This window comes from Streptomyces sp. NPDC087906 (assembly GCF_055584925.1).
The window spans coordinates 180,150-192,242 of sequence record NZ_JBVJLC010000013.1 but is presented as its reverse complement, the minus strand read 5'-3'; the positions used below and the strand labels follow the sequence as shown (position 1 = coordinate 192,242).

General features: G+C 71.9%; 13 protein-coding genes. 1 reads left to right on the top strand and 12 read right to left on the bottom strand.

Annotated elements, in window-relative coordinates:
* Positions 1-2: 2 nt before the first annotated feature.
* Entirely contained in the window at positions 3-1,013 is a 1,011-nt protein-coding gene (locus ACZ63I_RS30295; RefSeq protein WP_469342427.1) for an aspartate carbamoyltransferase catalytic subunit, read from the bottom strand.
* A 90-nt stretch (positions 1,014-1,103) separates the two neighbouring features.
* Complete coding sequence (pyrR, locus tag ACZ63I_RS30290) at positions 1,104-1,688, bottom strand: bifunctional pyr operon transcriptional regulator/uracil phosphoribosyltransferase PyrR (protein WP_469342426.1); 585 nt, start codon at positions 1,686-1,688, stop codon at positions 1,104-1,106.
* Between the two features lie 197 nt (positions 1,689-1,885).
* On the opposite strand from pyrR, the gene bldD reads away from it, so the two are divergent.
* Positions 1,886-2,386, top strand: a complete 501-nt coding sequence (gene bldD / locus ACZ63I_RS30285) for a transcriptional regulator BldD (RefSeq protein ID WP_041991662.1) — start codon at positions 1,886-1,888, stop codon at positions 2,384-2,386.
* 134 nt (positions 2,387-2,520) lie between these two features.
* Here the strand turns inward: bldD and nusB are convergent, their stop codons facing one another.
* The 10 genes from nusB to mltG form a co-directional block, all read right to left on the bottom strand.
* Positions 2,521-2,949 carry a transcription antitermination factor NusB gene (gene nusB / locus ACZ63I_RS30280; RefSeq protein ID WP_469342425.1) on the bottom strand — a complete coding sequence of 143 codons (429 nt, stop codon included), beginning with the start codon at positions 2,947-2,949 and terminating at the stop codon, positions 2,521-2,523.
* A 2-nt stretch (positions 2,950-2,951) separates the two neighbouring features.
* Positions 2,952-3,518 (bottom strand): elongation factor P, encoded by a 567-nt coding sequence (efp, locus tag ACZ63I_RS30275; RefSeq protein WP_041991658.1) that lies wholly within the window; start codon positions 3,516-3,518, stop codon positions 2,952-2,954.
* Between the two features lie 47 nt (positions 3,519-3,565).
* Positions 3,566-4,690, bottom strand: a complete 1,125-nt coding sequence (locus ACZ63I_RS30270; protein WP_469342424.1) for an aminopeptidase P family protein — start codon at positions 4,688-4,690, stop codon at positions 3,566-3,568.
* Between the two features lie 114 nt (positions 4,691-4,804).
* Positions 4,805-5,689 (bottom strand): Pro-rich N-terminal domain-containing protein, encoded by an 885-nt coding sequence (locus ACZ63I_RS30265; protein WP_469342423.1) that lies wholly within the window; start codon positions 5,687-5,689, stop codon positions 4,805-4,807.
* A 75-nt stretch (positions 5,690-5,764) separates the two neighbouring features.
* The gene (gene aroQ / locus ACZ63I_RS30260; protein ID WP_469342446.1) at positions 5,765-6,220 is read right to left on the bottom strand and encodes a type II 3-dehydroquinate dehydratase; all 456 of its coding nucleotides are present in this window, start codon (positions 6,218-6,220) and stop codon (positions 5,765-5,767) included.
* A gap of 26 nt (positions 6,221-6,246) precedes the next feature.
* On the bottom strand, positions 6,247-7,338 hold the full coding sequence (gene aroB / locus ACZ63I_RS30255) for a 3-dehydroquinate synthase (RefSeq protein ID WP_469342421.1): 1,092 nt from the start codon (positions 7,336-7,338) through the stop codon (positions 6,247-6,249).
* Positions 7,335-7,877, bottom strand: coding sequence for a shikimate kinase (locus ACZ63I_RS30250; protein ID WP_469342420.1), 543 nt, complete (start codon positions 7,875-7,877; stop codon positions 7,335-7,337). The genes aroB and ACZ63I_RS30250 overlap by 4 nt, the downstream gene beginning before the upstream one ends.
* Positions 7,874-9,058: a chorismate synthase gene (gene aroC / locus ACZ63I_RS30245; RefSeq protein WP_469342418.1), complete on the bottom strand. Its 1,185-nt coding sequence runs from the start codon at positions 9,056-9,058 to the stop codon at positions 7,874-7,876. The genes ACZ63I_RS30250 and aroC overlap by 4 nt, the downstream gene beginning before the upstream one ends.
* Positions 9,059-9,189: 131 nt before the next feature.
* Positions 9,190-10,068 carry a shikimate dehydrogenase gene (locus tag ACZ63I_RS30240; RefSeq protein WP_469342417.1) on the bottom strand — a complete coding sequence of 293 codons (879 nt, stop codon included), beginning with the start codon at positions 10,066-10,068 and terminating at the stop codon, positions 9,190-9,192.
* The gene (gene mltG / locus ACZ63I_RS30235; protein WP_469342415.1) at positions 10,043-12,001 is read right to left on the bottom strand and encodes an endolytic transglycosylase MltG; all 1,959 of its coding nucleotides are present in this window, start codon (positions 11,999-12,001) and stop codon (positions 10,043-10,045) included. The genes ACZ63I_RS30240 and mltG overlap by 26 nt, the downstream gene beginning before the upstream one ends.
* Positions 12,002-12,093: the final 92 nt, after the last annotated feature.

Below are 12,093 nucleotides of genomic sequence, written 5' to 3'. Positions count from 1 at the left end.
GGTTACTTGTTCTCCTCGGTGCGCGCGTGGCTGACGGCGGGCTCGTTGCCGCCCAGCAGCAGGTAGAGCACGGCCATCCGGATCGAGACGCCGTTGGCGACCTGTTCGACGGCGGTGCAGCGGTCGGAGTCGGCGACCTCGGCGGTGATCTCCATGCCGCGGTTCATCGGCCCGGGGTGCATCACGACGGACTTCTCCGGCATCCGGGCCATCCGCTCGCCGTCGAGGCCGTAGCGGCGGGAGTACTCACGCTCGGTGGGGAAGTAGGCGGCGTTCATCCGCTCCCGCTGGACGCGCAGCATCATCACGGCGTCCGATGCGGGCAGCACCTCGTCCAGGCTGTAGCTGACCTCGCAGGGCCACTCCTCGACGCCGATCGGCACGAGGGTGGGCGGGGCGACCAGGGTGACCTGCGCGCCGAGCGTGTGCAGCAGCAGCACGTTGGAGCGCGCGACCCGGCTGTGCAGGATGTCGCCGACGATGGTGACCCGGCGGCCCGCGAGGTCGTTGCCGATGCCGGCGTCGGCGCCGACCAGCCTGCGGCGCAGGGTGAAGGCGTCGAGCAGCGCCTGGGTGGGGTGTTCGTGGGTGCCGTCGCCCGCGTTGACGACGACACCGTCGATCCAGCCCGAGGTGGCGAGCCGGTACGGGGCACCGGACGACGGGTGCCTGATGATCACGGCGTCGGCGCCCATCGCCTCCAGGGTCAGGGCGGTGTCCTTGAGCGACTCGCCCTTGGAGACCGACGAGCCCTTGGCCGAGAAGTTGATGACGTCGGCGGAGAGCCGTTTGGCGGCGGCCTCGAAGGAGATCCGGGTGCGGGTGGAGTCCTCGAAGAACAGGTTGACGACGGTCCGGCCGCGCAGCGTCGGCAGCTTCTTGATGGGCCGGTCGGCGACGCGGGCCATCTCCTCCGCGGTGTCGAGGATCAGTACGGCGTCGTCGCGGGTGAGGTCGGCGGCTGAGATCAGGTGGCCGGGGGTGCGGGGGCTTGCTCCTGGCAGGCGCAGCATCTGGGTGTGCTCCGGTGGGTCGAGTGAGGGCGTGCGGGCGCGCTCGCGCAGCCGTACGGGACTTGCGGCGTACGAAGGAAGCGGCTGTCGCTACCGCTCGCCGGAGGCGGTGGGCTGCCGCAGGCCGAGCAGGACCGTGTCGCGGCCGTCCTCCTCGGCGAGCTGGACCTTGACCGTCTCGCGCAGCGACGTGGGGAGGTTCTTGCCGACGTAGTCGGCGCGGATCGGCAGTTCCCGGTGGCCGCGGTCGACGAGGACGGCGAGCTGCACGGCGCGGGGCCGGCCGATGTCGCCGAGGGCGTCGAGGGCGGCGCGGATGGTGCGGCCGGAGAAGAGCACGTCGTCGACGAGGACGACGAGCCTGCCGTCGACGCCGTCCGCGGGGATGTCGGTGCGGGCGAGCGCGCGGGCGGGCCGCATGCGCAGGTCGTCGCGGTACATGGTGATGTCGAGGGAGCCGACCGGGATGGCTCTTCCGGTGATCTCTTCGAGCTTGTCGGCCAGCCGGCGGGCCAGGAACACACCGCGGGTCGGGATGCCGAGCAGGACCACGTCGTCGGCGCCCTTGGCGCGTTCGACGATCTCGTGGGCGATACGGGTCAGGACCCGTGCGATGTCGGGCGCCTCCAAAACGGGGCGCGGGCCATCAGGACTGATCGAGCTGTCTGTCTCCATAAGAAACGGACCTCCTTCTCCGCCTCACGGGACGGTTTTTAAAGGACGTCTGGATTGCGCCATCCACGGTACCAGGGGCGTTCTGAGCACCTGGTGTCGCCCCTGGCGGGAGGCCGGTAACGAGCCCCCGGCTTGACGCATCCAAGTAACGCTGCGTAACCTCACAGTGAGTTACCAGACTTCGTCCGGGGAGCTATATGTCCAGCGAATACGCAAAGCAGCTCGGGGCCAAACTCCGCGCCATCCGCACCCAGCAGGGCCTCTCGCTCCATGGCGTTGAGGAGAAGTCGCAGGGCCGCTGGAAGGCCGTCGTCGTCGGTTCGTACGAGCGCGGCGACCGTGCCGTGACCGTGCAGCGGCTCGCCGAATTGGCTGATTTCTACGGGGTCCCGGTGCAGGAACTCCTTCCCGGCACGACGCCCGGCGGCGCCGCCGAGCCGCCGCCGAAGCTCGTCCTGGACCTGGAGCGCCTCGCCCACGTGCCGCAGGAGAAGGCGGGCCCGCTGCAGCGGTACGCGGCGACGATCCAGAGCCAGCGCGGCGACTACAACGGCAAGGTGCTGTCGATCCGCCAGGACGACCTGCGCACGCTGGCCGTCATCTACGACCAGTCGCCCTCGGTCCTGACCGAGCAGCTCATCAGTTGGGGTGTGCTCGACGCGGACGCGCGCCGCGCCGTCGCCCACGAGGAGGTCTGAGCGCGCGTAAGGCGCGCACCAGCAGAAACGTCACCTCCGGAGGGCGGGCCCGGCAGTGCGGGGGCCGCCCTCCGGCGTGTGCGGCGTGCGGGGCGCCGGCGGCCGGGTGCCGGGCCGGCCCGCCGCCCCGCGGGTCATACGCGGCGCAGGCTCGGCTTGAGGTCCTTGAACCGGCCGAGCAGGCCGTTCACGAACGACGGCGAGTCGTCGGTGGAGAATTCCTTGGCGAGCTGTACCGCCTCGTCGATCACCACGGCGTCGGGCGTCTCGTCCACCCACACCAGTTCGTAGGCGCCGAGTCGCACGATGTTCCGGTCGACCACCGGCATCCGGTCGAGCGTCCAGCCCACCGCGTAGGTGGTGATGAGGTCGTCGATGCGGTCCGCGTACTCCGCGTACCCCTCGACCAGCTCCATGGTGTATTCGCCGACCGGCGGCTGGCGGTCGTCGGTCCGGGCGTGCCGTATCCAGTCCGCGAGGACCGTCTGCACGGACGCCCCGCGCTGGTCGGCCTCGAAGAGGATCTGGAAGGCGCGCTTGCGGGCCTTGTTCCGGGCAGCCACGGTTAGCTGTTCACCCGGCCGAGGTACTCGCCTGAGCGCGTGTCGACCTTGATCTTCTCGCCGGTCGTGATGAAGAGCGGCACACCGATCTCGTAACCGGTCTCCAGCTTGGCCGGCTTGGAGCCGCCGGTGGAGCGGTCGCCCTGCACACCGGGGTCGGTGTGCTCGATGACCAGCTCGACGGCCGCGGGCAACTCGACGTAGAGGGCGTTGCCCTCGTACATCGCGACCGTGGCCTCGAACCCCTCCAGCAGGAAGTTGGCGGCGTCGCCGACGACCTCCCTGCTGATGTGGATCTGCTCGTAGGTGCCCATGTCCATGAAGACGAAGTACTCGCCGTCCATGTACGAGAACTGCATGTCGCGGCGGTCGACTACGGCGGTCTCGACCTTCACGCCTGCGTTGAAGGTCTTGTCGACGACCTTGCCGGAGAGCACGTTCTTCAGCTTGGTGCGCACAAAGGCCGGGCCCTTGCCCGGCTTGACGTGCTGGAACTCGACGACGGACCAGAGCTGGCCCGAGTCGAGCTTGAGAACCATGCCGTTCTTGAGGTCGTTCGTGGAAGCCACGGTTGCGGAATCTCCTGGACTGATGCTGGTGGGACCACGGGTGCGCGCTAGAGCGCGAGCAGCTCCTTGGTCGTGATGGTGAGTAGCTCGGGTCCGCCGTCCGCTTCGGGGCGGACGACGAGCGTGTCAGCGATCCGGACACCGCCCCGGCCCGGAAGGTGGACCCCCGGTCCTACGGTGACAGGCACGCAAGCGTCCAGTTTACCCATGGCAGCGGGGGCCAACTGCGGGTCCTCGTCATTTTCGAGCCCCACACCGTGCCCGACGCGGGCGCCGAGCCCCTCGCCGTACCCCGCGGCCACCAGCGGCTGCCGGGCGGCATGGTCCACGTCCCGGTAGCCGACACCGGGCAGCAGCCCCTCCCGACCTGCCCGTTGTGCCGCGAAGACCAGCTCGTACAGCTCGACCTGCCAGTCGGCGGGGGACGTTCCGATGACGAACGTACGGGCGATGCCGCACCGGTAGCCGCGGTATTCGGCGCCGAGGCCGACGGTGAGAAAATCGCCCTCCTCGACCCGCCGGTCCGACGGACGGTGCTCCGCACGGCCCGAGTTGGGCCCGGTGGCGACGGAGGTCGGGAAGGCGGGGCCCTCGGCGCCGTGGTCGATCAGCCGGCGTTCCAGTTCCAGCGCGAGATGGCGCTCGGTGCGGCCCACGAGGATCGACTCCAGCAGTTCGCCCAGCGCCTGGTCGGCGATCTCGGCGGCGATCCGCAGGCAGCCGATCTCCTCCTCGTCCTTCACGATGCGCTGCTGCTCCACCGCGCAGCCCAGGTCGGCGAGGCGCAGCCGGGGCGCGACGGAGCCGAGGGCCCAGTGCCGGGCGACGGTCAGATGGTGCTCCTCGACGGCGAGCGGTCCCGCCGTCCGGTCGTCGCCGGCGGCGGCGAGTACACCGACGGCGGCGATCGCCGGGTCGCCGTCGCCGGACGGCAGGACCGACAGCCGCAGGGCGCTGTCCGGGCGGCCCTCGGCGGGGTCGCCTGCGGGCGTGCGGGGGCACAGCAGCAGGTCGTCGTCGGGCCGGGCGCCGAGGAGCAGCACGGCGCCGGGCGGCGCGCCGCCCGCGAGATAGCGGACGTTGGCCGGCCGGGAGACCAGAGCGGCGCCGCTCCCTGCCGCTGAGCATCGCTCGCGCAGCCGCGCGCGGCGGTCCGCATACACCTCTGCCATGCCCCGAGCGTATGAGCGGCGGCGGCGCCCGGCCGGTTCAGCGCGTCCGACCGGGGGTGCGACCGGGCGGGCCGCCGGGTGGGCGGGGGTGTCACCGGGCGGGCGCCGGGAGGGCTACCAGGCGGGCGGCGACGCTATGGAGCGGGCGAGTACGTCGTCCAGCAGCCTGGCCGTGGTCTCCACGTCGAGCGTCGTGTTGTCGATGATCGGCAGCCCGGAGCCGTACCAGCCCGCCATCCGGCCGTGGATACCGGCGACCTCCTCGTCGGAGAGCCTGCGGTTGCCGCTGCGGGCCGCGTTGCGCTCCAGGACCGCTTCGAGCCCGGGGAGCAGGACGACGGGCAGCAGCCCGGGGCCGACGTGCCGCTTCCAGCCGCCCAGGCCGACGGCCGGCCGGTCGGGGAAGACGGCGTCGTCGAGGATGCAGGAGATGCCGTTGGCGAGGAAGTTGCGGGCGGCGAAGCCGCAGGTGCGGCGGGCCAGCCGGTACTGCGCCTCGGAGTGGTCGTTCCAGCCGGACTGCGGGTCGGCGAAACCTGAGCAGACCCATTCGCGTACGTCGTCCAGGCTGATGTGGGCCGTGGGCACCCGGCGGCTCTGCGCCCAGTGCCGGGCGACGGTCGTCTTGCCCGCGCCCGCGGGGCCGATCAGCAGGACGGCGAGGGTCGCGGCGCCGGTGCCGCCGTCGGCGCCGGGCGGCGCGGGCAGGGCCACCGGGCCGCCCGGCGGGAGCTGGACATGGCCGGTGCTGTCCGGGGGCGGTACGAAGGCCCCGGGCGGCGCACCGGGCACCGGGGGCGCCATGGGGGCGTGCGGCGTCTGCTGCGGGCCCTGGGCGTGCTGCGGCACCTGGGGGGCCTGGGGCGGCTGCGGCGGCGCCCAGTGCGCGGGCGGCGGCCCCGGGGGCGCTCCGGGGGGCGGCGGTTCGGCCGCCCACCCGCCGGACCCGTCGACCGGTCCCCGGTGAGGCGGCAGCGGACCACCCACTGCGTGCTGCATGCGGTGCCACTCCGTCTCGTACGACTAAGCCGGCCTCACGGCCGATTGCTACCGAACGGTACCGCCTCGGCCGGGTCAGCCGGTCAACTCCTCGGCGAGCGCCCGCAGTGCGAGCCGGTAGGAGCCGATGCCGAAGCCGGCGACCGTGCCGCTCGCCACGGCGGCGACCACGGAGGTGTGGCGGAATTCCTCCCGTGTGTACGGGTTCGAGATGTGCACCTCGATCAGCGGCGCCGTGCGCTGCGCCGCCGCGTCGCGCAGCGCGTACGAGTAGTGCGTGAACGCACCCGGGTTGAGAACGACCGGAATTGATCCGTCGACCGCTTCGTGCAGCCAGCGGATCAGCTCGCCCTCGTCGTTCGTCTCGCGTACGTCGACGTCGAAGCCCAGCTCCTTGCCGAGGGTGCGGCAGGTGTCGACCAGGCCCGCGTACGAGGTCGCGCCGTACACGTCGGGCTCGCGGGAGCCGAGCCGGCCGAGGTTGGGGCCGTTGATGACGAGGACCCGCCGGGTCCCCTGCGCGTCACTCACCTGCTCGTCGCCCACCTGCTCGTCGCTCACGCCGACACCTCGCCGTAGGCGGCGAGCAGGACAGCCGGGTCGGGGCCTTCGAGGACGGTCGGCTTGGCGAGGCCGTCGAGGACGATGAAGCGCAGCAGGTCGCCGCGTGACTTCTTGTCGACCTTCATGGTCTCCAGCAGCTTGGGCCACTGGTCGCCGCGGTAGGTCAGCGGCAGTCCCACGGACTCCAGCACCGAGCGGTGCCGGTCGGCCGTCGCGTCGTCCAAGCGGCCGGCGACCCGGCCCAGTTCGGCGGCGAAGACCATGCCGACGGAGACGGCGGCGCCGTGCCGCCACTTGTAGCGCTCGTTCTTCTCGATGGCGTGCGCGAGGGTGTGGCCGTAGTTCAGGATCTCCCGCAGCCCGGACTCCCGGAGGTCGCTGGAGACGACCTCGGCCTTCACCCGGATCGACCGCTCGATCAGTTCGGCCGTGTGCGGCCCTGCCGGGGTGCGGGCGCCTTCGGGGTCCGCCTCGACCAGGTCGAGGATGGCCGGGTCGGCGATGAAGCCGGCCTTGATGATCTCGGCCATGCCGCTGACGTAGTCGTGCACACCGAGCGAGTCCAGCGCGGCCAGGTCGCAGAGGACTCCGGCGGGCGGGTGGAAGGCGCCCACCAGGTTCTTGCCCTCGGCGGTGTTGATGCCGGTCTTGCCGCCGACGGCGGCGTCGACCATGCCGAGCACGGTCGTCGGTACGGCGATCCAGCGCACCCCGCGCAGCCAGGTGGCCGCGACGAACCCGGCGAGGTCCGTGGTGGCCCCGCCGCCCACGCCGACGATGACGTCGCTGCGCGTGAAGCCGGTCTGGCCGAGCGCCTTCCAGCAGTACGCGGCGACCTCGACGGTCTTGGCCTCCTCCGCGTTGGGGAGCTGGACGGCGATGGCCTCGTACCCCTGGTCCGCCAGGTCCTGGCGCAGCGTCTCACCGGTCTCGGCCAGCGCCTCGGGGTGCAGCACGGCGACGCGCTTCGCGCGGCCGATGAGCCCCGGCAGCTCGCCGAGGAGCTGCCTGCCGACCAGCACCTCGTACGGGTCGGTGCCGGCCGTGCCGCCGATCTGGATACGGGTGACTGCCTGTGCGGTCATGCTTTCCTCAGTTCGAGTGCGTCGAGGACCGCTTCGGCGACCTCTTCGGGGGTGCGGTCGTCCGTCGCGACCACCGCGCGCGCCACCCCGGTGTAGAGATGACGGCGGGCCTCCATCAGCTTCTTCCACTCCTGGCGCGGGTTGACCAGCAGCAGCGGGCGGGCCGTGTTGAGCCCGACCCGCTTCATCACCTCGGTGACCTCCACCGACAGATAGACGACGGGCAGCCCGGTCAGCAGCTCACGGGTGGTGTCGTCCAGGATCGCGCCGCCGCCGAGCGCCAGGACGCCGGTGTGCTCGGTGAGGGCGACGCGTACGGCTTCGCGTTCCAGCTCGCGGAAGTACGGTTCGCCCTCGTCGACGAAGATGTCGGCGATCGTGCGGCCGTGCGCGGCGACGATGTCGGCGTCGCTGTCCCGGTAGCCCACGCCGAGCTGGTCGGCCAGCAGTTCACCGACGACGGACTTGCCCGCGCCCATCGGTCCCACCAGTACGACGACGGGTCCTGCGGCGGCGCCCGAAGGCTCCTGGTCGCTCATCGGATCACCAGATTCTCCAGGTACGAACGGACATTGCGGCGGGTCTCGGGGACGCTGTCGCCGCCGAACTTCTCGGCCACGGCGTCGGCGAGGGTCAGCGCGACCATGGCCTCGGCGACGATGCCCGCCGCCGGCACGGCGCACACGTCGGAGCGCTGGTGGTGCGCCTTCGCCGCCTCGCCGGTGGCGACGTCGACGGTGGCGAGCGCGCGCGGCACGGTCGCGATGGGCTTCATGGCGGCGCGGACCCGCAGCAGCTCACCGGTGGTCAGACCGCCCTCGGTGCCGCCGGAGCGGCCCGAGGCGCGCCTGATGCCGTCGTCGGTCACCAGGATCTCGTCGTGGGCCTGCGAGCCCGGCACCCGCGCCAGGTCGAAGCCGTCGCCGACCTCGACGCCCTTGATGGCCTGGATGCCCATCAGGGCTGCGGCGAGCCGGGCGTCGAGCCTGCGGTCCCAGTGGACGTGCGAGCCGAGGCCGACGGGCACGCCGTACGCCAGGACCTCGACCACGCCGCCGAGCGTGTCACCGTCCTTGTGGGCCTGGTCGATCTCGGCGACCATCGCCTTGCTCGCGTCGGCGTCGAGGCAGCGCACCGGATCGGCGTCCAGCCGCTCGACGTCGGAGGGCGTCGGGAGGACCCCGTAGGGCGCCTTGGCCCCGGCCAGCTCGACCACATGGGACACGACCTCGATACCGGCCGTCTCCTTCAGGTACGAGCGGGCGACGGCGCCGAGTGCCACGCGGGCGGCGGTCTCGCGGGCGCTGGCGCGCTCCAGGATCGGCCTGGCCTCGTCGAAGCCGTACTTCTGCATCCCGGCGAGGTCGGCGTGGCCGGGCCGGGGGCGGGTCAGCGGGGCGTTGCGGGCCAGTTCGTCGAGAATGGCGGGGTCGACGGGGTCGGCCGCCATGACCTGCTCCCACTTGGGCCACTCGGTGTTGCCGACCATGATCGCGACGGGCGATCCCATGGTGAGGCCGTGCCGCACACCGCCGAGGAAGGTGACCTCGTCGCGCTCGAACTTCATCCGCGCGCCGCGCCCGTAGCCGAGGCGCCGCCGGGCGAGGTGGTCGGCGATGACGTCGGTGGTGATGGGCACACCGGCGGGAAGGCCCTCCAGCGTCGCGACGAGTGCGGGGCCGTGCGACTCCCCCGCGGTCAGCCAGCGCAACCTGCTCAACGGTGCTCCTCTTGCTCGCGCCTGGAATGCGGTGGCGCGGCCGGGTGCGCGGCCCTGGCCCGCCTCTCCCGATCCTCCCACGTGCGGACGGGTGACCCGGCTCGCGGTCCAGGAAGCGGACGGTGTGCCGGTCAGCGGGCGCGCAGGGCCCGCTCCCCCGCCGCGCGCATCGCGGCGAGCGGTGCGGGGGTACGCCCCGTCATCTGTTCGACCTGGAGCACCGCCTGGTGCACCAGCAGGTCGAGGCCGCCGACGACCGCTCCCCCGGCCGCCGACCAGGCGGTCGCGAGCGGGGTGGGCCAGGGCTCGTACAGGACGTCGAAGAGCGTGCCGGGGCTGGTGGGGCTGGTGGGGGTGGTGGGCACCAGCGGGGCCAGCTCGTCCGTCGTGCCCGCCGGGGTGGTCGCGATGACCAGCGGCGCCTCGAACGCGTCGGCCGCCGCCGTCCAGTCGGCGGTGCGGACGTCGACGCCCAGCCGCTCGCCCCAGCCGCGCATCTCGGCCGCGCGGGCGGCGCTGCGTACGTACGCGGTGACCGGTCCCGTGCAGACGCGGGCCAGCGCGGCGAGCGCCGACGATGCGGTGGCGCCCGCGCCGAGCACGGCGGCCGAGCCGACCTCGGTCACCCCGCGCTCGCGCAGCGCTGCGAGCATGCCGGGGATGTCGGTGTTGTCGCCGGTGCGCCGGCCGTCGGCCTCGAACACCACCGTGTTGACGGCCTCCACCGAAGCGGCGGTGTCGGTGATCTTGTCGAGCAGCGGGATGACGGCCCGCTTGAGCGGCATGGTCAGCGAGAGCCCGGCCCACCCGGGCCCTTCGCCGACCGCGCCGAGCCCTTCGAAGAACGCGGGCAGCCCCGCCTCGGCCACCTCGAAGCGGTCGTACGACCAGCCGTCGAGGCCGAGTTCGGCGTAGGCCGCCCGGTGCAGGACGGGCGAGAGCGAGTGTGCGATGGGCGAGCCGAGTACGGCCGCCCTGCGCGGCTCAGCCGCCGAGGCCCTTGTTGTCATTGAACTTGTCCTTGAGCTTTTCGAACTCGGCGTTCGTCTTGGCGAACTCGGTCTTGTTCGCCCCGTCGGTCGCCACGAAGTACATCCAGCCGTCGCTGGTCGGGTTGACCGCTGCGGCGAGGGCGTCGGGACCGGGGTTGCCGATGGGACCGGGCGGCAGCCCCTTCACCGTGTAGGTGTTGTACGGGTCGCGGTTGCCGTTGACCTCTGCCTCGGTGAGGTCGATCTTGCTCTGGCCCTTGAGGTAGTTGAAGGTGGAGTCGAACTGGAGGAGCTGGTTCGTCTCCGTGTTGGTGGGCTTGAGGCGGTTGTAGACGACCTCGGACATCTTCCGGAAGTCGTCGTGCGTCTTGCCCTCGGCCTGCACGAGGCTGGCGACGGTGAGCAACTGCCACGGGTCCCGCAGCCCGCGCTTCTCGGCCTCACCCGCCAGGTCCGCCTTGGCGTACGCGTCGTCGGCCCGGGTCACCATCTGCTTCAGGGCCGCCTCGGGTTTCGTCCCCTTGGCGACCCCGTAGTTCCCTGGCAGCAGGAAGCCTTCGAGCGGGTCTTTTATCTTGCTGTTGTTCTGCGCCCAGTCGGGCAGGCCGAGCGTCTTGAGCTGCGACTTGGCCGCGGCCTGCGTCGAGCCCTTCTTGATGCCGAGCTGGGTGTCGATGTTCTCGTAGACCCGGCTGTTGCGCTGGCCGGGTGTGACGATGAGGACGTTCTGGCTGCTCGGGTCGAGCATCTTCGTGACGGCGTTCTTCCCGGACATGCCGGTGCCGAGGGTGTAGACGCCCGCCTGGATCGAGTCGCCCTTGGGGGTGTCCTTCTGGGCCTCGATGAACGCGCCCTGGCTCTTGACCACGCCGCCCTTCACCAGCAGCGCGGCGATCTGGGCGCCCGAAGCGCCTTCGGGCACCACGATCTGGACGGCGCCCGTGCCGCTGCCCGAGAAGTCCGGCGGCGGGCCGAAGCGGTCCTGGTAGAAGTTGTAGCCGACGTAGCTGACTCCGCCGACCAGGCCGACGAGGACCACGGCGACGACGAGGCAGGCCCGTCCGCTGCGGCCCTTCTTCTTGCCGTTGCCCCGGTGGTCGTCGTCACCGCGGCGGTCGTCGTACTCGTCGTCGGAGTCGTCGTAGCGGTCGTCGTCCTCGTCACGCCGGCCCTTGGCGGGTACGGGGGTGTCGGCGCCGGTGAAGAAGGGGTGCGTCTCCTCCGGCTGCGGGCCGTCCCACTCGTTCTCCGGCTCGGGGGCGCGCTGCCCGGCGGCAGGCCCTGCCTGGCCCCGGCCGGGCGGCGGCGTCTGCACGGGCTGCTGGTGCTGGCCCGGCTGCTGCTGACCTGGCTGCTGCTGGCCCGGCTGCTGGTGCGGGTAGCCCTCGGGGGCCGCGTAGTAGTCGGGGTTCTGCGGGTAGCCGTTGCCCTGCCCGGTGTCGCCCTGGTTGCCGTAACCCCCGGGGGGCTGCTGGCCGTACTGCATGGCCGCCCGCTGCCCGGTGTCCCAACCGCCCTGGTACTGCGGGTCGTTGTACTGGGGATCGGTGTACTGGTGCTGCCCGTCGTACTGCTGGGCCTGCGGCTGCTGCGGCTGCGGTGCGTTGGTGTACCGAGGGTCGTTGTACTGCTGCTGCCCGCCGTACTGCTGGGCCTGCGGCTGCTGGGGCTGCTGCTGGTACTGGCCCTGGGGGTACTGCTGCTGGTACTGCGGATCGGTGTACTGCTGCGGGGGGTACTGCTGCTGGTACGGGTCCTGGCCGGCCGCGTACGGGTCCTGGCCTGCCGTCTGCTGCCCCTGAACCGGCTGCTGCGGGTACTGCTGCTGCGGCTGTCCGCCGTACGGGGCCTGGCCGTCGGCGGCCTGCTGCGCTGCCCATCCCTGGTCCCCGTACAGGGGATCCTCGGGGTGCCACGGTTCGGAGCCGGGGCCCCGGCCATAGTCAGTCATCGATCCCCTAGAGCCGCGAGGCAACGGCTTGCGAGCACTCGGCACGGCGTCCGTTGGGCCTCTTTGTTGTGCGGTGGCTGTTCGAACACCGC

Bases quoted from the DNA above. Each gene is read 5' to 3' on its own strand.
- ACZ63I_RS30250 (WP_469342420.1), bottom strand. From the start codon at position 7,877: ATGAGCGACCAGGAGCCTTCGGGCGCCGCCGCAGGACCCGTCGTCGTA.
- pyrR (WP_469342426.1), bottom strand. From the start codon at position 1,688: ATGGAGACAGACAGCTCGATCAGTCCTGATGGCCCGCGCCCCGTTTTG.
- bldD (WP_041991662.1), top strand. From the start codon at position 1,886: ATGTCCAGCGAATACGCAAAGCAGCTCGGGGCCAAACTCCGCGCCATC.
- ACZ63I_RS30295 (WP_469342427.1), bottom strand. From the start codon at position 1,013: ATGCTGCGCCTGCCAGGAGCAAGCCCCCGCACCCCCGGCCACCTGATC.
- ACZ63I_RS30265 (WP_469342423.1), bottom strand. From the start codon at position 5,689: ATGCAGCACGCAGTGGGTGGTCCGCTGCCGCCTCACCGGGGACCGGTC.
- ACZ63I_RS30270 (WP_469342424.1), bottom strand. From the start codon at position 4,690: ATGGCAGAGGTGTATGCGGACCGCCGCGCGCGGCTGCGCGAGCGATGC.
- aroB (WP_469342421.1), bottom strand. From the start codon at position 7,338: ATGACCGCACAGGCAGTCACCCGTATCCAGATCGGCGGCACGGCCGGC.
- mltG (WP_469342415.1), bottom strand. From the start codon at position 12,001: ATGACTGACTATGGCCGGGGCCCCGGCTCCGAACCGTGGCACCCCGAG.
- ACZ63I_RS30240 (WP_469342417.1), bottom strand. From the start codon at position 10,068: ATGACAACAAGGGCCTCGGCGGCTGAGCCGCGCAGGGCGGCCGTACTC.